Here is an 18,868-nt window from a genome sequence, read left to right as displayed (position 1 = left end):
CATCTTGCAAAATCCTGAATACTAAACTACCCTAAACAAAAAAAGCTATCGCAATGCGATAGCTTTCTTTATATTACTAGAAACTGTTAATCTTCTTCGTCAGCAATTTCTAAATCCTTCAATGCATCTAATGAATCATCTGCAGGATCTACAAAATCATCTTCATCTTCGTCATCGAAGTTTTCGATACGATCGGCTAACTTAGTACTTACTTTAACTAGATAGATGGTGTCTTCTGTTCTCACTTCAACAGCCTCAACAGTTTCGTTTTTAATATTTTTAAAACGAATAATATCTGAATCGTCATAACCATCAGGAAATTTCTCCACTAAAAGTGTCAAAATTTCGTTTGTTAATTTCGCGTAATCAACAATTACTCTCTTCATTTTATATTTATTGCTTTATTTCGTTTTCAAATGTAATAGCTAAATCCTAATTAACAAATAAAATGCCAATTATTTTATTGAGATTTTTTTCTATTCATTACTGACCTAAAATGTATGCAAACACTAATGGAGCCACAATTGTTGCATCTGATTCAATTACGTATTTCGGTGTATCTACGTCTAATTTACCCCATGTAATCTTCTCGTTTGGCACTGCACCTGAGTAAGATCCATACGATGTCGTAGAGTCAGAGATTTGACAGAAGTACGCCCAGAATGGAACATCTTCCCATTCTAAGTCTTGATACATCATTGGTACAACACAGATAGGGAAATCTCCAGAGATACCCCCTGCGATTTGGAAGAATCCAACTCCTTTACCACCTGAATTAGCACGGTACCACTCTGTTAAGTAGATCATGTACTCAATTCCTGATTTTACAGTATGTACGTTTAATTTTCCTTTGATTACGTTTGACGTAAAGATATTACCACAAGTTGAATCTTCCCACCCTGGAACAACGATAGGTAAGTTTTTCTCAGCAGCAGCAACAATCCAAGAATCTTTAGGATCGATTTCGTAGTATTGCTCTAATACTCCAGAGTTCACTACTTGGTATAAGAATTCGTGTGGGAAATAACGCTCTCCTTTTGCTTCAGCAGCGTGCCATACGTCTTCCAAGTGTTTTTGTAAACGACGGAATGCTTCTTCTTCAGGAATACAAGTATCTGTTACTCGGTTATAGTGATTGTCTAACAATTCTCTTTCTTGCTCTGGTGTTAAATCTCTGTAGTTTGGCACGCGTTTATAGTGCGAGTGCGCTACTAAGTTCATCACATCCTCTTCTAGGTTTGCCCCTGTACAAGAAATAAAGTGAACTTTATCTTGACGGATCATTTCAGCTAATGAAATCCCTAATTCAGCAGTACTCATTGCACCCCCCATAGAGATTAACATTTTACCTCCTTCTGCTAAATGCAATTCGTATCCTTTTGCAGCATCTACTAATGCAGCTGCATTAAAGTGTCTATATTGATGCTCAATAAACTGACTAATTGGTCCTTTACTCATTTTATTAATCTTTTAATTTTAGTGTTTATTTATTTCTGTTGTAACCTAATATTTCTAAAACTTCATCTGCCGTTTGTTGTTCAGAGAACAATTCAGATGCGATAATTCCATTTTCATCCTTGTCAATTAGAATGTGTTTCGGTTGCGGAATCAGACAGTGGTGAATACCACCAAACCCACCAATTGTATCTTGATAAGCCCCTGTATTAAAGAAACCAATATACAATGGTTTTTCTTTATTGTACTTCGGCAAATAAATAGCGTTTAAGTTTTGCTCTGAATTGTAGTAATCATCGCTATCACACGTTAATCCACCTAACAAAATACGCTCATAAGCATCGTTCCAACGATTAATAGGCAACATAATAAATCTTTTGTTAATTGCCCAAGAATCTGGTAAAGTTGTGATGAAAGAAGAGTCAATCATATTCCACTTCTCTCTGTCATTTTGTTGTTTTTGGTATAGAATTTCGTAAATAGCTCCTCCACTCTCTCCAACGGTATAAGAGCCGAACTCTGTAAAGATATTAGGTACATCTACCTCTGCTTCCTCACAAACAATCTTAATTTGGTTGATAATTTCGTCTACCATATATTGGTAGTCAAATTCAAAAGCCAAAGAATCTTTGATTGGGAAACCACCACCAATGTTCAAGCTATCTAAAGTCGGACATTCTTTTTTCAAGGTAATATACACTTTCAAACACTTCACCAACTCATTCCAGTAGTAAGCTGTATCACGAATCCCCGTGTTGATAAAAAAGTGTAACATTTTCAATTCCACTTTCGGATTTTCAGCGATTTGCTTTCTGTAGAAAGGCAAAATACTCTTATAACCAATTCCCAAACGAGAGGTATAAAATTCAAATTTTGGAGACTCCTCAGAAGCGATTCGAATACCAATTTTAAATTTCTTTTCGATCTGATCTTGCAATAATTCCAACTCCTCGTAATTATCGATAATTGGAATTGTTTTCTCGTGCTTATTGTTGATCAAATTCGCTATGTTATCAATGTATTGAGAACGCTTGAATCCATTGCAAATCACAAAGGTATCTTTGTTTATTTTTCCTGTTTCCAGTAATTTCTCAACAATATTAACGTCAAATGCGGAAGATGTTTCTACGTGAATATCATTTTTAAATGCCTCATTCAACACATAAGAAAAATGCGAGCTTTTGGTACAATAGCAGTAGTAGTAATTTCCTTTGTATTTGTTTTTTTCCATCGCCTTTCTAAAGATCCCTTTAGCTTTAGCAATGTTGTCTGAAATCTTAGGTAAATAAGTAAACTTCAAAGGAGTGCCGTATTTTTCAACTAACCCCATTAAATCAATATTGTGAAATTGAAGATTATCTTTGTTTAATTTAAACTCCTCTTGAGGAAAATAAAAAGTCTGATTGATTAAATCAACGTATTTTGTGTTCATTTGAAAAGTCAATTTTAAAAGTTATTATTATTTTAATTTAAACGGTAATGAAACCGCTTTTCAAACTCTAATATTGGCAAATACTATGGGAAGCTTATGTCGAAAACGAAACGAGTTCAACGCTTCTTTAAAATATTTAATCATTGTATATACAAAATTAGCCTTTTGTTTTCTGACAAAACGCTTGATGTTTCTCCGAGATGAGACACATAATCTAATATATAAAACATCTATTTTCACGAGGGCAAATGTAACAAAATATTAAATCCAAATCTTAAAAAGACATTTAAAATAATCACTATTTTAAATAATCCTCAAATCCTTTAAGAATCAAATCCTTACTCACTTCCTGATCATAAAAAGCAGTGCCAATATTCGCCAATAAAACCATTCGAATCTCCCCTGCTCTATTTTTTTTATCAAACTTCAACCACGTGAGGATTTCTTCTATGTCAGCTTTGGAAAATATTTCTTTCCCATAAATATATTGAATTGATTCTTTGATTTCTTGATAAACTGCCGAATTTAACCCTAAAATAACAGTTGACAGATACGCTTCAATGATCATTCCCACAGCAACAGCCTCTCCATGTAACATACGTTCTTTTATTGGATTTGACAAATAATAGCTTTCTACTGCATGTCCGATCGTATGCCCAAAGTTGAGTATTTTGCGTACGCCAGCTTCTTTTGGATCCTCTTGTACAATTTGGCATTTAATCACGACAGAGTGGTAAATCAAGGTTTCAATCGCTCCAAAATCAACTTGAGCGATGTCTTTTAAATGATTAAAATAGCTTAGATCACAGATGAGTCCGTGTTTGAGCATTTCGGCATAACCTGATTTCAGTTCTCTTGGATCTAGTGTTTCGAGATATAATGCGTCGATAATAACCATTTTAGGCATGGTAAACGAGCCTATGCAGTTTTTAGTCCCTTGTAGATCAATTCCCGTTTTTCCACCTACGGAGGCATCCACCATGGCCAATAAGGTAGTTGGGACCACAAAACAATCAATACCGCGCATATAAACAGAAGCGATAAAGCCCCCCAGATCAGAAACGACACCCCCTCCAACGGTAATCACAGCACTATGTCTATCTACCCCAAGCTCGAGCATGGCTTCCCAAACGCCTTGACAAGTAGCTAGGTTTTTTGCTTCTTCACCTGCTTCTATTTCGACAATTTCGAAAGGAATCATTGTAGGTAAATGAGCCAAGAAGTGAGGCATACACAGTTCATTACACGTTGAATCAGTAAGGATCAATAGTTTACTGTATTGCTTTTCATTTAAATACGCACCTAAAATAGCATATTGTTCAACGCCAAAATAAATAGGGTAATCTGGTGTTTCTACTTTTATCATTTACTTTCTATTTATAGACAAAGTAAAGGAGAAAAAATTGAATTAAAAGTAAAAGAGTAACTATATTTGCCTAACATTTATTATTACCAAATAATGAAAAACTTATTTAACAATACAGAAGTAGCATTCGCACTTAAGAATAATAGTGAGTTGAAGAGAGCTCATTTTTTATTCAAAATGATTAGCAAACCCGTTCTTGTAAAAATGGGTTCATCCTTAGCTAATTTTGCCATCAAAACCCATTTACCAGTTACAGGCTTAATTCGTTCGACGGTTTTCGACCATTTTTGTGGAGGAATCAACGAGGAGGATTGTTTAAGCGTTGTGGATAAGATGTATAATCAAGGTAGAGTTGCATCGGTGTTGGATTATTCTGTAGAGGGAAAAGAGACAGAGGAGCAATTTGATGCGGCCTTAAACATGACCATCAAGACTATTGAATTGGCCAAAGGAAGACCAGATGCGATTCCCTTTGCTGTTTTCAAACCAACTGGGTTTGGTCGTTTTGATATGTTTGTCAAAAAAGGAGAAGGAAAGCCTTTCACTGCTGAAGAGGAAAAAGAATGGGAACGCATTGTTTATCGCTTCAACATGGCTTGTAAATTTGCCTATGATCACGATGTGTTGTTGTTAATTGACGCGGAACACAGCTGGATGCAAGACGCAGCAGATGCTATTGTACTTGATATGATGCGCAAGTACAACAAAGAAAAAGCGCTAATCTACAATACGGCGCAAATGTATCGTTGGGATCGTTTACAGTTCTTAAAAGATCTACACGTTATTGCGCAAGCGGAGGGATTCCACATTGGAATGAAAGTAGTTCGCGGAGCTTATATGGAAATTGAAAGAGAACGCGCAGCAGAAAAAGGATACCAATCGCCTATTTGTGTGGACAAAAACGCAACGGATATCAATTACGATGCAGGAGTTACTTTTATGTTAGAGAACATGGATTGCATGGCGTTATTTGCTGGTACGCACAACGAAAACAGTTCGAAATTAGTTATTGAACTAATGGAGAAACACCAAATTGCTCACCACGACAAACGATTGTTCTTTGGACAATTATACGGAATGAGTGACAACATTAGCTTTAACTTAGCTAAAGCGAACTACAATGTGGCAAAATACTTGCCTTTTGGTCCTGTTCGCGATGTGATTCCATACCTAATTCGACGTGCTCAAGAGAACACTTCGGTAAAAGGTCAAACGAATCGCGAGTTGGATTTAATCGAAACAGAAATGAAAAGACGCAAAATTTAATTGCGAGATAAATAAAAAAAAGGGAACGCTAATGTTCCCTTTTTTATTTGATTTTATATTTTTTAGAACTTAAAGCCTAATCCAAAACTCACGTTATAGTTGTATTGTTCTCTTAGTTCTAACTTTTCATGGTGAATGCTCACTAATCCAAAATACCCGCGAATATCAAAGTAAAAATTTTCGGTCACTTGAAATCCACCACCTAAGAGAAGACCAAAGTCAAAAGGACTTGAATCATCCCAACGCGAAGTTTTGATTCCATTTATCTCCTCTCTTGCTTCTACCAAAATAGCCCCTTGTATTCCTCCTTGAAGATAGAATTCACTAAGGTAAACTTTAGTCATATAAGACAACGCGAGATAGTTCATGATTATGCGATCATTTTGTCTCGGATTAAAAAGTGTTCCATGATCTTTCAATCGAACTCCCATTTGCGTATAGATCAAATCAAGTTGGAAAGAAGCTTTTTCTTCCAGAAAAGACTCAAAAGTAACTCCCGTGTAAAAACCTCCCTTTTGTCTTGCACTATTTTCTTTGCTGATTCTGCTGTGGTTATACCCCCCTACAAATCCGAAATAACTCTTTTTCCCCTTCTTGTTCTCCTCTATTTCGCCGATTTCTTGGTATGTACTAAGTTCTTGAGCCTGAGCAAACGAAGAAAACAAACCGATAACACTCAATAAGATAAGCTTTCTCATCTGTATTTTATTTAAATTTTTAGTTTTTTTAAACGACCAAAGTTATCTCTTATTTGCTAATTTACCCTTTATTTATCATAAAAAAACACAATTTTTAGGTGGCTTCCTGTTTTTAAAAGAAGAGGAAATAAGGTTGGGAAGTTATGATTTGCTTTTCAATTGAATTACCTTTGTCTTTTAATTAAGCCACTGTTATGAGAGAATTTCCTTGTATTTTGTTGTCTACTGATTCAATAGCGAGTGCTACTGCTCTAGCCGTTGTTCATTCTAATATTTCTGTAATCAATTACTTGCGTCATGCAGAAGTAGGCGATGATGAATTACATCCGGATGCTTTTGCAAGTTATTGTGTGGATTACTACTACAATACGGTAAAAAATGAGGGACTTGCATCTTTCATCCACAAAACCCAATGGGATTTAGATGTAGTTGAAATTATTCACGCTGGTTTATTGGCTATGGAGGCTACGGAGCACTTGGCTTATTTTGAAAAGCAAATGCGCCAAATGAAGCTTTTTAGCAAGATTAAACTTGGTAAGTTTCTACAACAACCCTTGGATAAAGGTCAGGAGATTGCAAAGCTATTGGAAGACAAAAATTTTCCAACCGAAGACTTAACAAAGGTCAACGCGACATGGCTTAAGCAACACCCCGATACACAACTTGTTTCTATTGAGGAAATGCAGGAGATTATTAACGATTTCTTACAGGTAGACTAGGATTCAATAGGGAATCAATCCCTTCGTGTACTTACAAATTACGTCTATACTCATCGGGAGTCACGTGTAAGTATTTTTTAAAGAAGCGCGTAAAGTAAGAGCTATCCTTAAAATTCAAACGAAAAGCGATTTCACTTGCTGATAAATTAGTTGAGATAAGCAAACGCTTACTTTCAAGGAGAATTCGATCGCGAATTAAGTCGCCAGCAGACTTCCCTCTCATCTTGCGGCAGATGCTATTCAAATAATTTGGGGTAACTAATAAGTATTTCGCATATTCTTTTGGAAACTTGTATTCATAAAAATGATTTTCGATCAACTGTTCAAATTGTTCAATCAAAATATTAGAATTGACACTTTCGTTTTTCACTTCATTTTTTCGATCTATTTTTCTCTTGCAAATCAAGAGTATTTCCATTAAATAGATGCGAATCAAGTTGATATGCTTATTTATTTCAACTTTTAATTCATGTCGTATATTTTGAATGGCATCATCAATTCGATGCCAAGAACTCTTGTGTTCTTGAATATTATGAGAGGTAAAACGGTTGAAAAAAGACAGATCTTGAATGAATTGATGATTCGTAATAAACTTGGTTAAAAAAGTGGAAGTAAAATTGATCACATAACCTTTAACGTTTCGATTAAAGTTCCAGCGATGCTGTTGAAAATTACGCACAAAACAAATATCTCCTTTCTTTACTTCAAATGCCTCTAAGTCTGCATAGTAAATTCCCTCACCCTCTGTAATGTAGATTACTTTTAGAAAATCTTTTTTACTCAAGGCTTCGATATAAGTACTTCCTAGCTGAAGCGCTTGATCAATTTCCATCAGCATGAAATCGTGTTTGTTTCCGTAACTGTCAAACAACGCATAAGTATCAAATGTGTTATTTTTCATTTTATAGCAATTTTTTTACATAAATTTAATAAAAAAAATCTAAATAACAGCCAATAAAATACTGTATAAGTTTATTTTTAAGATAAATAAGCATTTTAAACACGCTTAATATTCGTTATTTAACTCCTGTTATTTTCATTTTTTAAGTAGTATGTCTTCTGAATCCCTTAGTAATCGTCACTTAAGGAAATTCGTATAAAAAAACAATTCAGCTGTTCTAAGGGGGGAACAGCTGAATCTTTTTCTTCTTAAAATAGATTTTTAAAAAGATTTTTGTCACGACTATAGGACTAGTTTTATTGTATGTGTTATATCGCTAGGATAATAAATTCACTTCGTCTATTGGCTTGATGTTCTGCTTCTGAGCAACGAACGCCATTACTACAATGATTGAGTAGTTGTGTTTCGCCATAGCCTTGTCCTGTTAATCGATTGCGTTCTATTCCTTGTTCATTCATCCACTGAATCGTTGCTTGGACGCGACGATCCGATAAACTCAGGTTATATTGATCGTTTCCTCTACTATCTGTATGGGAGCGAACATCAATTCTCATGGTAGGATAAGCGCGCATTACTTCGACAATTTTCATTAATTCGACGGCTGCATCTCTGCGAATAGTTGCCTGATCAAAATCAAAATAGATTGGTTTCAATTGCAGTCGCTTGAATAAATCATCGTTCACTTGCAGTGGTTTTTCCGTGCGTTCTAATCCTATATCTACCTTTTTAGGTTCTGTTTCTTCTTTTATAGTAAAGGCAATTTCTACCGTATTATAAGCTGTTTTTTCTGCTTTGATACGATATTTCACTCCACAATCTAAATCTACAATGCGGTATTCTCCTTTTGCATTTGTTCGAAGTGTGTCCGTGTGTTGGTACAGGGCATCAGATAGAACAATACTGGCATCCGCTAAGATTTCATTCGTATCTAAATCGTATACTTTTCCTTCAATTGTTTGTTTACATTGGATTGGAGCGAATAAATAGATATTATCGGAGCCTTTATCACTTGGGCGATTGGAGCTGATAAATCCTTTTTTCTCTTCTATATCATAAAAGAATCCGAAGTCATCCATACTACTATTGATAGGTTCTCCCATATTGATAACCGGACCAAAACTACCATTGGGAAACAACTGAGAAACAAAAACGTCCATTCCTCCTAACCCTGGATGTCCGTCTGAGGCAAAATACAGCTTATTTTCAGCAGAGATAAAAGGAAAACTTTCCCTACCTTCTGTATTGATTATTTTTCCTAAATTTTCCACGGCACCATATCCTCCATTAGCAAACAATGCGACGCGATATAAGTCAGATTGACCAATAGTTCCCTTTCGATCGGAGGCAAAATACAGCCATTTATCATCTGGTGTTAAAGCGGGATGGGCAGTATTGAAATTATCCGAATTGATCGGTAATTCCACTACTTGTCCCCACGACCCATCCGCTTGTTTAACAGCCTTATATATTTTTAACGATGAATTATGCGCTTTATTTTGCTTGCTTTTCCCACTGGGTTTGGTATTATTTCTAGTAAAAAACATGCTCTTGCCATCTTTTGTAAAAACGGCTGTAGCATCGTTGACGTACACATCATCACCTAAGGGAAATTGCTCTGGTGATGCGAGTCCATTTTTATCGATAACCGCTGTATACAAGCGCGTATAGCTTTCATTGGTCCACGAGTGAATTTTATTTTTACTTTGTTGCGGTGTTTCTCTTGCTGAAGTAAACACCAGTTTATTTCCTAATACCGTTGCTCCATAGTCAGAATAGTCGCTATTGATCTTGAGTAATCGAATATCATATCGACTGGAATTATTTTCAATAGCAGCTAAATACGCTCTGTTTCTGTTATACTCCCTTACTCTTCCATCTTCTTTTTCAAGGAGCGCAAACTGGTTCATCAATTCTTGAGATTTTTCATAATTTTGAACTGCTCTAAGCGTTTGGCTATAGCGATAATAGTATTCAGAAGGCAATCGTGCCAAATCTTTGTTGTCATATTTTCCCTCGAAAAGTTCAGTATACCACTTATTTGCTTCTACAAGCTTTCCATTAAAGTAATAAGCGTCCGCAAGATTTTGGAGCACTGAACTATTGACATAGCCATTTTCGGCTATACGTTCGTATATTTCGATAGCGTTAATATATGCCGTTTGATCAAAACTTTTATCGGCTTGTTTCTCTTTTCTAATTTGACCATATCCTAGATTCACCACGGTTAACGTTAGTGTGAGTAAACCCATTTGTATCATTTGTTTCACCATAATGCTGATTTTAGAAGAACCTCGGCGCGGCAACGCGTTTGAAGCTGTTAAACAAACTAAAGCGCAGAAAGATTTCGTGTGAACCTGAATTGTAACGGGCTAACTTACTGGTTTCTGCATCATAACTATATCCTACAAAAATTTGCTCTGAAACTTGGAATCCCGCCAATGCACTAACAGAGGCATCCCAACGATAAGCAGCACCTAATGTAAACTTATCTGAGAACATGAAATTGGCACTAACATCTACTTGCAAAGGAGAACCTTGCTCCATTTTAATCATCGTGGCAGGTTTAAATTTCAAGTTTGAATTCAGGTCAAATACATATCCACCTGTTAAATAGAGGTGCATTTTTTGACGGAGTGTTTGCACATCATTGTCATCATAACGCGTTCTAGTTAATAGATTGGGTGCTGATAATCCAACATAGGCTTTATCTGAATACAAAAACAATCCAGCGCCTATATTGGGGGTAAATTCGTTTTTAATATCATCCGCTGACACAGGATCAGTTGGGTTGTAAATGTGTAATTTACTGTAATTTACATCAAGTAAGTTCGCTGATCCCTTTAACCCGAATGCCAGTTTATACTGATGATTGATATCAACCGCATAGGATAAATCTACCGATAGCGTATTGTCATCCATTACCCCTAAATGATCATTGGTAAAGTTTACCCCCAAACCAAGTCCTGATTCTCCCAAAGGTGTATTAACTGAAAGTGTTGCTGTTTTTGGTGCACCTTCTAATCCCACCCATTGTGTGCGGTACAAGCCAAAAATATGTACGCCTTCTCTACTCCCCGCATACGCAGGATTGATATTGGAATGATTATACATGTATTGGGTATATTGTGGATCTTGCTGCCCATAAGTTTGCGTGATTCCCAACAAACCTAAGCTGACAAGCCATACCTTTCGTGTTGTTTTTTTTAGTCTCATTTGCTCCTGATTTAATTGGTCTCTAAATGTAAATTAGCTGCTTTTTTAATCATGCGACTTCCATTAGCATCTTTATACTCATAGGTAACGATGTAATAATACGTACCACTCGGTAATTTTTTCTTGCGATCTACTGTAATCTTACCCTCTGAATACCCTCTAAATACATTTGTACTTCCATCACCTAGAGCATCGTAATTTGTTGTTTCAAATACTTTTACTCCCCAACGGTTGTAAATTTCAACGCGATTATTCGGGTATTTTACGATATTGTCAATAATGAAATAATCATTTTTCCCATCGCCATCTGGTGTAACTAAATTATAGATCACCACATCGCCATCGAGAATCCAATCTTCTTTGACTGTACCCAGCGTAAAGTAGCCGAAGTCTTTTATTTTTGTTGGTGTTGTTACGGTGCGTGTAGACATATCCACTACCCCGCCTTCATCTACCCAAAGTTGTTGTTCTTCATCCCAACGAATGATGTGAAGATCGTTTTCTGGGTTAGCCATCATCGTCGGTAACGTTGTGCGCTCATCCCATGTTAGACTCAAAATAACAGTTTCGTCTTTCTTTAATTTTCCTTCTAGTTTCCAATATTCATTGGTATTTACCTCTTTGACTACTCCCGTTTTCGCTTGACGTTCAGCAAAAAAAGAGGTATCTTTTAGTTTATACTCCCCAACAACGGCGTCGAGGATATCTTGTGGCGCTCCTATACCCGCTGCTCTAAAATAGGTCTGATCCCCTATGGGATAGTCAAAATATTCTTTCCCTATCTTTTCCACTTTACCTTCAGCATGCGAACGATCGCTTGCATTAGAAGCTAAAGCTCCCTGGTGGAACGTTAGCATTCCGTATGAGGATTGGTGGATCGGATTAATCGTTTCATCTATTTTTAGAATACCTTCGTCAAAAGTAAGCGTGCCGTAAACATCCAGATTGTTTTTCAAATCAAAAGCAACAACTGGCGTCTTACTACTTAGTTCGAGGTCAAAAAATTCAGTAATCGCATTTCCACTAATCAATTGTTCCCCTTCTTCCTGACTTTCTCGACGGAAAACAACTGTGCTATTTTGGGCTTTTTTACCTTGCTTGCTAAAGCTAAATTGCCCGTCGTTATTGAAGTTTTGGAAAAAAAAGACCGTACCATCATTGACTACTCTCCCTTTTTCGGTATTGGAAAAATCAAAATGCGTTGCAATCGTTTGATCGGGTGCCACAAACATGACTCCCGTATTTACAACGATATTTTGTTCGCCATTCTGGGCCTGCACAACACAGCCCAAAAAACTAACAACTAGACTTATACTATATTTTATCTTTTTCATCGTATGATTTTTTACCTGTATTTTTAACGTAATACCTATTATTTTATTATAATTTTTTAAAAATTAATTAACTTTCCAAAAAGACCATTCGTTTCCATTAAAAATACATAGCATTTTAGACACGGTATCGAAAACCATAGTACCTGCTTGAGGACTCAAAAGATTTAAATGCGGACTTTCCATTTTAGGTAGCACCATAGCTTTTGTTGTGGTTTCCAGTACTAGAACACCTTGTGCCGTGGAGGAACTACTGCCAATTACGGTAGGTGTTACCGTTGCATCTTCGGCAAACGACGCTTGCGTACTCAAGTCGACCTGTCCTTCGTGAATCGATAAATCTACCCAACCTGGACTTGTTCCTCCTTTAAAGTATTTGACTTTTTTATCTTTCGAATCAAAAATTAAGGTACCTCCTACTGGCGAGACAACTTGATTTTCTTCGAGTACCCATGGCAGGATAATTCCTCTTTTGTCTTCCCCCTTAAAATCTAGGATAACCGTTTCGTTCTCAGCTGTTTTCTTACCTATAGTTGTTTGTCCGAAGGCCGTTCCCATTCCCAAAATCAAGCAACATCCCCATCCGAGTATACTTTTATATTTTATTTTCTCCATAGCAATTTCATTTTAAGTTGGTGGAAAAAGACTCATTCATATGGTCTTTTTCCACCTTGATTAACTATTCATCCACACAACCTTGGTCTAAACAACCCCAAGTTGTACCATTAAACATTTTCAGACAGTGCATTGTTGTATCATAAACCAACATTCCTTCAACTGGTGAGAGTTGCATGATTTGCGTTGTGGTTAAACGCGAAATCACAAATCCTTTTGTTTTAGATTCTAACACGATAAAGGCATTTCCTCTTGCTGGAATCCAACTTTTATCTGGTCTATTCAATGTTGTTATCGCTAAATAGCCTGCTGAATCGAGGATATCTCCATTATCACCTAGTACAGGATCATAGTAGCAAACTACACAATACCCTAGCTCCAATGAACCATAAGCTTTAGACGTAATTGCATTTAGACAAACATCGTCCGATTCGTTAATGAAATCAAAATCAATAAACAATGGTGATTCGATTTGGCCTAACGAAGGATCTAACGGATCAATATCTACGCTAACTAAATTCGCTTCTGTGGGTGCTTTAACCTTAAAGGAAATAGTGTGTTCTCCAGGAGGCAAAACAAAGTCCTCAATCAAGATACTTCCCGCTTCAGCTGTATCGACTAGAACAGTTCCTGTTAGGCTTATCGTAGAAGAGGTTAATGAATTATTGACATAACTAAATTCCTCGTTATAGTCTAATTCAAGTAACATATCCTCTACGTTGAAAGCGTTCGCATTCTTTACTTTTATGAATACAGTGACTACCTCATTTTCGCTATAACATCCTTTATCTGCGGTTGTACTTACGACCTCAATAGGCAGGGGTCTTGCTGTCGGATCACCTGTAGCGATTGTTCGGGTTGGTTGACAGCCTTCTAACAAGCGATCACAGCTTAGTAGTTCTACTGTTCCCTGTCCTCCCGTTAGCGGTTGATAGCTTAATACTCCTCTATTTTCATAAGTTCCTGGTTGAGCATCAAGTTCAAAGACGGCTTTCGCCCTAAACGTTAACACCGAGGTACCTGGTACGGTTAAATTTTGAATATTTAAGGTGCGGCTTTGTTCGTAAGCATTCACTGTAGCTTGTGCTAGGGCTATTTCATCTATGGATAGCGATTCTCCTACCCATTGCATGCCCGCTGGTAAAACATCAGCGAAATTTACTTGATAAGGCGCACAGTTTGTGTTGGTTATGCGGAACGTATAGACTGCTTCCTCACACAACAAGATTTCTGGTGGCCCTTGTTTGGTAAAGATCAAGCCCTCTTCATTTGGTTCTGGTTCTGGTGGTAGACAATAGAATTCTATAGGTCCTACTCCTATACGCATTGTTCCAGAACCATTACGCCCTGTAAATTTGTGTACAACATAGATTTTTTCTACAGGTACATCAAATTCTACATACATTCTACCTTTAGGCGAGGCATAACTAGAGGATGTATATCCCTTGGCTTTATTTCCCGTAATGCGATATGAATTCTTTTTAGCAGTATAACTCAACTTCGGCATAACGATACCGCTACCACAAACACCATACACCTCTACATCCGAGAATCGACTGCCATAGCGATCAATTTCAAAGATTTCAAAAGTTGAGGCTGCTGCTCGAAGGGCTCCGTTTTGTTTCAACGTCACTTCTGTAACCATTTTATTATCTCCTGTTCCTCTACGTCTGTATTCGCGTAGTGATTTAAGTGATGATGGTCGCGGATAGTGACTTCTCAATGCTGCGGGTGATTCAATTGACACTTTAACATCAGCTGTAAATCCATCACCTAAATTATACGAATTGGAAGTAGAACCTTTCGCCCAATTGGTTTTGGTAAACTCCAATTTCTTAACACCACTAAAATCACATGATTCACAAATACCCGGAAGGGTTTTTCCTGCAAATGTAAAATAGGTATTTTGATCTTTAGGGAATTTATAATTCACCTGATGTCCATCGAATAGATAATCCATTGGAATCACGCGGTCCCATTGGTTATTTGCTATTTTAGTTGGAGAATCCGCAATAAGTAAAAACACCTGCCAATTGCCTCCATTATATGGAAACGTTGACGTAGCGGCACGCACAAGAACACTCTGATCGAAATCCGTATTATCGACCATCCAGATTCTACCGTTTAACTTGGAATCCATTTCACCGCAAATCTCTTGATTTCCAGCAAAAGAATATGTGGATAAAGCTCCATTGTTATGTCCCCAGGTAAGTGCTGTTCTATCTTTTTTAATTACACCTAATACGGGATCACTTCCCAACTTCGTTCCCACTCCCATGTGAACAATCGACCCTACGTCTGTAGATTTTGCTTGATAGTTGTATAAATCGGCATCATCATCTCGTACAACGGAAGCTACATTGTGGTGGAAGTTTCGATTAGCAGTACTATTTCCATTCCAAATGGATGTATTATCAGAAAGTAGGTAGTTGAAGTTTTCAGCTCCAAACATTCCTAGCTTAATAGTAATGGCGTATTTGATGCCCAAGTAAGAATTAATTCTCTCTTTCTCATTGTCTGTTAATACTCCCTCGTATAGGATCACTTCAGGCATCATTCCTTTTAAGGTGTAGGTTTTAGAGGAACTTCCCAATCCTAACATCCCCGGTCCATTCATTAAAACGTTATTATATTTATGGGTTACTGTTTCAGAGTGTCCTCCATCAAATTCAAAGGTCACACTTGCTCCCACCTTCCAATGATATCCGGCAATAGTTGTTGCTCCAGGATTAAATAATCGACTCGGGCTATTGGTTAACCCGGAAGAACCAATACGTCCTAATCCATCGATATTGCTCGAACCTCCTTTATATACTCCAAAAGACGGTCTTCTGGCGTTGGTTCCAATCGTTTGTTGACCAAATCCAATAAAATAGGATCTTGATGAGCTTTCAAAATCGTGATTTACTACAGCATAAAAAGCGACATCATCGGGTACAGCCCTTGACATAGCCGCCTTATCTGTAATCATATAGTCTTCCCATTTTCGGAAATAGGGCGTTGGATGGAAGTTTGTTTGCTCTTCATTTGCTAAGTATAAAGGAGCTGATCCATTCGCACCTCTTTTTCTATATGTTGTTCCCATACCAGAGTGATCCACCCAGTTAATCACCTCTCCTCGATTATCGACCGAAATCGTGTCTTCTTTAGAGGCGTTTAACCACATTCTCAATCCATTGCTTACTCCACCAGGAGCAACAAATTCAGAGGTAAAACCAATGTAATCTCCATCGTTAATGACCACATTATTTGCCACACCATCGACTACTTTGTAAATGCGCGATTGGCTTGGTGGAAAATTTGGATTGGTACTCACCAACAACCAAGTTCCGATTCCTAAACGTGCATTCACCGTATAAGAACTTTGTCCTGTAGCTTTGGCTCGAAGTTTATAGTTAAATAAAGTAGTTAGTTTTTCTTGTTTCACAACTCCTGTTACAGGGTCTGTATGCACCTGCAGAGTGTAATTCATAAAACTCGTTCCCGCCAAGTGGCTGTAAGGCACACTTCCATCTAGTCCATTTGCTCCAAACATCAAGGCATTTTTATCTGCTAAGGTGGATGGATTTTCTTCGTTGGTTTCATGAAACTCCCCCAATGATACGGCTAAAACAGCATTATCTGTACTCATGGCTTGTCTTTGATACAATCCACTTTGATCATCTCTTGCTAGACCGAAAACATCATTTCCATAGTCATAATATCCTGGTAAAATACTACTATAAACAAGGGTTCCATTGGATAGGATATAGTTACCTTCAAAATTTACCCCATATTTAATACCTAAATGCGTATTGATTTTGCGCAGTTCATCCGCAGTTAAAACTGCTCCATCTGTTCCTGCTGGTTTTGACAACACAATGACTTCCATGATTTCACCATAGTAGTAGTACGGATTAGTAGTTCCTGCACTCGTTCCTCCAATTACGCTTTTTGTTTGTGCAGTGGCCATGGTTCGTCCAGCCATGGTTGAGGTACTCTCTACACCATTGAGTATCTGACTTTGAGGTGTGTTCCTTTTATTCGGTATCATGGCAATTCCTATACCATAGATATTCCCGTCATTACTATGCGTATATGAGCTCCCTCTCGTTTTATGCCATAAGCGTTGAGCCGTTGAACCTGTACCTGCTGTCCAACCGTAATTATCTCCACTAGAGGTACTATTCAAGGTGAATACCGGGGCATATTTTAACGAACCGGAAAAAGATTCATTTTCTAAACGAGAAATCCAAATGACAAAATAAGATTTATCAGGATCCATCTGAAAATTTCCAACTGATTCTAATCTTCGTCTTTCATTCGTAGCATTCGATGCGTCTTCGTCATTGTAAAACTCTACTGCGGGATGAAAATTCATCGCCGATTTAATAAATCTAGGGTAAGAACCAGTGGAGTTTGTAAAATGTCTTGCATTTCCCGATTGATCCATCCAAATTGACACATCATCTCCATCTTGTACCGTTGTAGTGGTCAATTTATCTGCTTTTAACCAATATTCTATCGTTGTTCCTGTTACTCCTCCTGGAGTCTGAGCCATAACCAACATAGAACATAGGAAAAACAGTATTATATATACTTTTTTCATATATTTTTCTTTATAATCCTTGCTGAAAAAGAATCTCAGCAAGGATCCAATTACTACTGTTGCTTATTTTTTCTCTAGCATTTGTTCTACTTTTTCTAAGCGTTCTAAGACTGTTTGCTGTTCTTTTTTCAATTGATCAATTTGCTCTTGTTGCTCAATGGTATGTAAAAACAACTCTTCTACTTTTTCTAATAGCTCCACGGATAAATTGGTTAAATCAAATCCATATCCTTTGTCATTTTTACTCAAATCACTAATTGGTGTTACTCCAGGTAAGTGGTGATTTTCTTTCACAAAGTTTGCAATGTCCTTCAGACTATTAAACTCATAAGTTAATTTGATGTCTGAGCTTCCGGTAAAGTATTTTTCAAATACGTAATCCGCATAAACGGAATTGGTTGTGATAAACTTTCCTGTTGATACCACATCCCCAGCAACATATAGTTTTGCTGTTGGTTCTGTACTTGGAATTTCATTTGTCCCAACAGCTACTGTACCCATTTGGAAAATATTTTGGGTATTTAATGTTGCGACTGTTGTTGTTCCTTGAATCAACCAAGGAGAGGTTGATATTACAGCAGGATTAGCCCATCCTGGAACGCTATTCGAATCTGTCACCAACACTTGGTTAGCGGCTGGTGAAGCAGCTAAATCTTCTGGGAGAATCGTTCCATTTTTAATATGGCTTGTGTTGATTCCGTTAGCAGCTACTTGAATTGTCGCTTCTTTTAAAAGCACTCCAGCCCCATCTGTTACAGTAATCGAACTGTCTGATTTCAATTCTTTACCAGCTGTAATCTTGCTTACATCAACATCTGGCGTACCAGGTACCCATGATGTTCCATTAAACACTAAGGCTTGTCCATTCGTTACTGTATCCGCAACGACTGGTTTTCCTTGAATATTCGACAATTGATTCGCTCCAACTGTTCCGGTTACGTCTCCTACTAAAGTACCTCCTCCTAAATCAATTTCCTCTTGTTCTCCATCTTCTTTGATTTGGTAGTATTTATTTTCTGTACTATTGTACACTACGTTTCCGTATTTGCCTTTCAATTTATTCACAATAGCTGTAACGAAAGCAGTGCTGCTTGCAATTTCACTTGCAGCTAGTTCTACTTTATTTCCATCAGAATCAGTAATCGTCAACGTATCGTTCACTAAAGTGAAACTTGAGTTGGTCGTATTGATTGAAGACCAATCTATAGTTCCTTGACTACCATCTTCTTTGATGTAGTAGAATACGTTGTTCGTCTCATCGTAGAATACGTTTCCGTATTTGCC

12 protein-coding genes and 2 pseudogenes are annotated in these 18,868 nt (G+C 37.2%); 2 read left to right on the top strand and 12 right to left on the bottom strand.

The features are described 5' to 3' along the window. Positions 1-89 precede the first annotated feature (89 nt). From ACPDG9_RS08460 to aroB, 4 genes and pseudogenes are all read right to left on the bottom strand, one after another. Positions 90-386: pseudogene (locus tag ACPDG9_RS08460) on the bottom strand (DNA primase); the annotation flags it as partial. A 97-nt stretch (positions 387-483) separates the two neighbouring features. Beyond that, positions 484-1,458: a deoxyhypusine synthase family protein gene (locus ACPDG9_RS08455; RefSeq protein WP_182646765.1), complete on the bottom strand. Its 975-nt coding sequence runs from the start codon at positions 1,456-1,458 to the stop codon at positions 484-486. Positions 1,459-1,483: 25 nt separating this feature from the next. Beyond that, a complete protein-coding gene (locus tag ACPDG9_RS08450; RefSeq protein ID WP_430527325.1) occupies positions 1,484-2,887 on the bottom strand; it encodes an arginine decarboxylase in 1,404 nt (467 codons plus the stop codon). Positions 2,888-3,185: 298 nt separating this feature from the next. Further along, a complete protein-coding gene (gene aroB / locus ACPDG9_RS08445) occupies positions 3,186-4,253 on the bottom strand; it encodes a 3-dehydroquinate synthase (RefSeq protein ID WP_430527324.1) in 1,068 nt (355 codons plus the stop codon). 93 nt (positions 4,254-4,346) lie between these two features. Between aroB and ACPDG9_RS08440 the strand changes: the two genes are divergently transcribed. Then, positions 4,347-5,519 carry a proline dehydrogenase family protein gene (locus ACPDG9_RS08440; protein ID WP_430527323.1) on the top strand — a complete coding sequence of 391 codons (1,173 nt, stop codon included), beginning with the start codon at positions 4,347-4,349 and terminating at the stop codon, positions 5,517-5,519. A gap of 62 nt (positions 5,520-5,581) precedes the next feature. Here the strand turns inward: ACPDG9_RS08440 and ACPDG9_RS08435 are convergent, their stop codons facing one another. Beyond that, entirely contained in the window at positions 5,582-6,217 is a 636-nt protein-coding gene (locus tag ACPDG9_RS08435; RefSeq protein WP_430527322.1) for an outer membrane beta-barrel protein, read from the bottom strand. Between the two features lie 194 nt (positions 6,218-6,411). Between ACPDG9_RS08435 and ACPDG9_RS08430 the strand changes: the two genes are divergently transcribed. Continuing rightward, positions 6,412-6,936, top strand: a complete 525-nt coding sequence (locus tag ACPDG9_RS08430; protein ID WP_430527321.1) for a DMP19 family protein — start codon at positions 6,412-6,414, stop codon at positions 6,934-6,936. A 31-nt stretch (positions 6,937-6,967) separates the two neighbouring features. Here ACPDG9_RS08430 and ACPDG9_RS08425 read toward each other — a convergent pair whose 3' ends face one another. From ACPDG9_RS08425 to ACPDG9_RS08395, 7 genes and pseudogenes are all read right to left on the bottom strand, one after another. After that, positions 6,968-7,837 (bottom strand): AraC family transcriptional regulator, encoded by an 870-nt coding sequence (locus ACPDG9_RS08425; RefSeq protein WP_430527320.1) that lies wholly within the window; start codon positions 7,835-7,837, stop codon positions 6,968-6,970. Positions 7,838-8,145: 308 nt separating this feature from the next. After that, a complete protein-coding gene (locus ACPDG9_RS08420; RefSeq protein ID WP_430527319.1) occupies positions 8,146-10,107 on the bottom strand; it encodes an OmpA family protein in 1,962 nt (653 codons plus the stop codon). Between the two features lie 10 nt (positions 10,108-10,117). Further along, positions 10,118-11,050 carry a PorP/SprF family type IX secretion system membrane protein gene (locus ACPDG9_RS08415; protein ID WP_430527318.1) on the bottom strand — a complete coding sequence of 311 codons (933 nt, stop codon included), beginning with the start codon at positions 11,048-11,050 and terminating at the stop codon, positions 10,118-10,120. Positions 11,051-11,061: 11 nt separating this feature from the next. Continuing rightward, positions 11,062-12,384, bottom strand: coding sequence for a gliding motility-associated C-terminal domain-containing protein (locus ACPDG9_RS08410; protein ID WP_430527317.1), 1,323 nt, complete (start codon positions 12,382-12,384; stop codon positions 11,062-11,064). Positions 12,385-12,447: 63 nt separating this feature from the next. Continuing rightward, positions 12,448-12,996 (bottom strand): hypothetical protein, encoded by a 549-nt coding sequence (locus tag ACPDG9_RS08405; RefSeq protein ID WP_430527316.1) that lies wholly within the window; start codon positions 12,994-12,996, stop codon positions 12,448-12,450. Positions 12,997-13,060: 64 nt separating this feature from the next. After that, the gene (locus tag ACPDG9_RS08400) at positions 13,061-17,584 is read right to left on the bottom strand and encodes a hypothetical protein (RefSeq protein WP_430527315.1); all 4,524 of its coding nucleotides are present in this window, start codon (positions 17,582-17,584) and stop codon (positions 13,061-13,063) included. A gap of 63 nt (positions 17,585-17,647) precedes the next feature. Continuing rightward, positions 17,648-18,868, bottom strand: a pseudogene (locus ACPDG9_RS08395) (hypothetical protein); the annotation flags it as partial.

The organism is Myroides sp. C6-3, from assembly GCF_050522425.1.
Classification (GTDB): domain Bacteria; phylum Bacteroidota; class Bacteroidia; order Flavobacteriales; family Flavobacteriaceae; genus Flavobacterium.
Note: the sequence above shows the minus strand (reverse complement) of the source record. Positions and strands in the feature narration are given on the sequence as shown.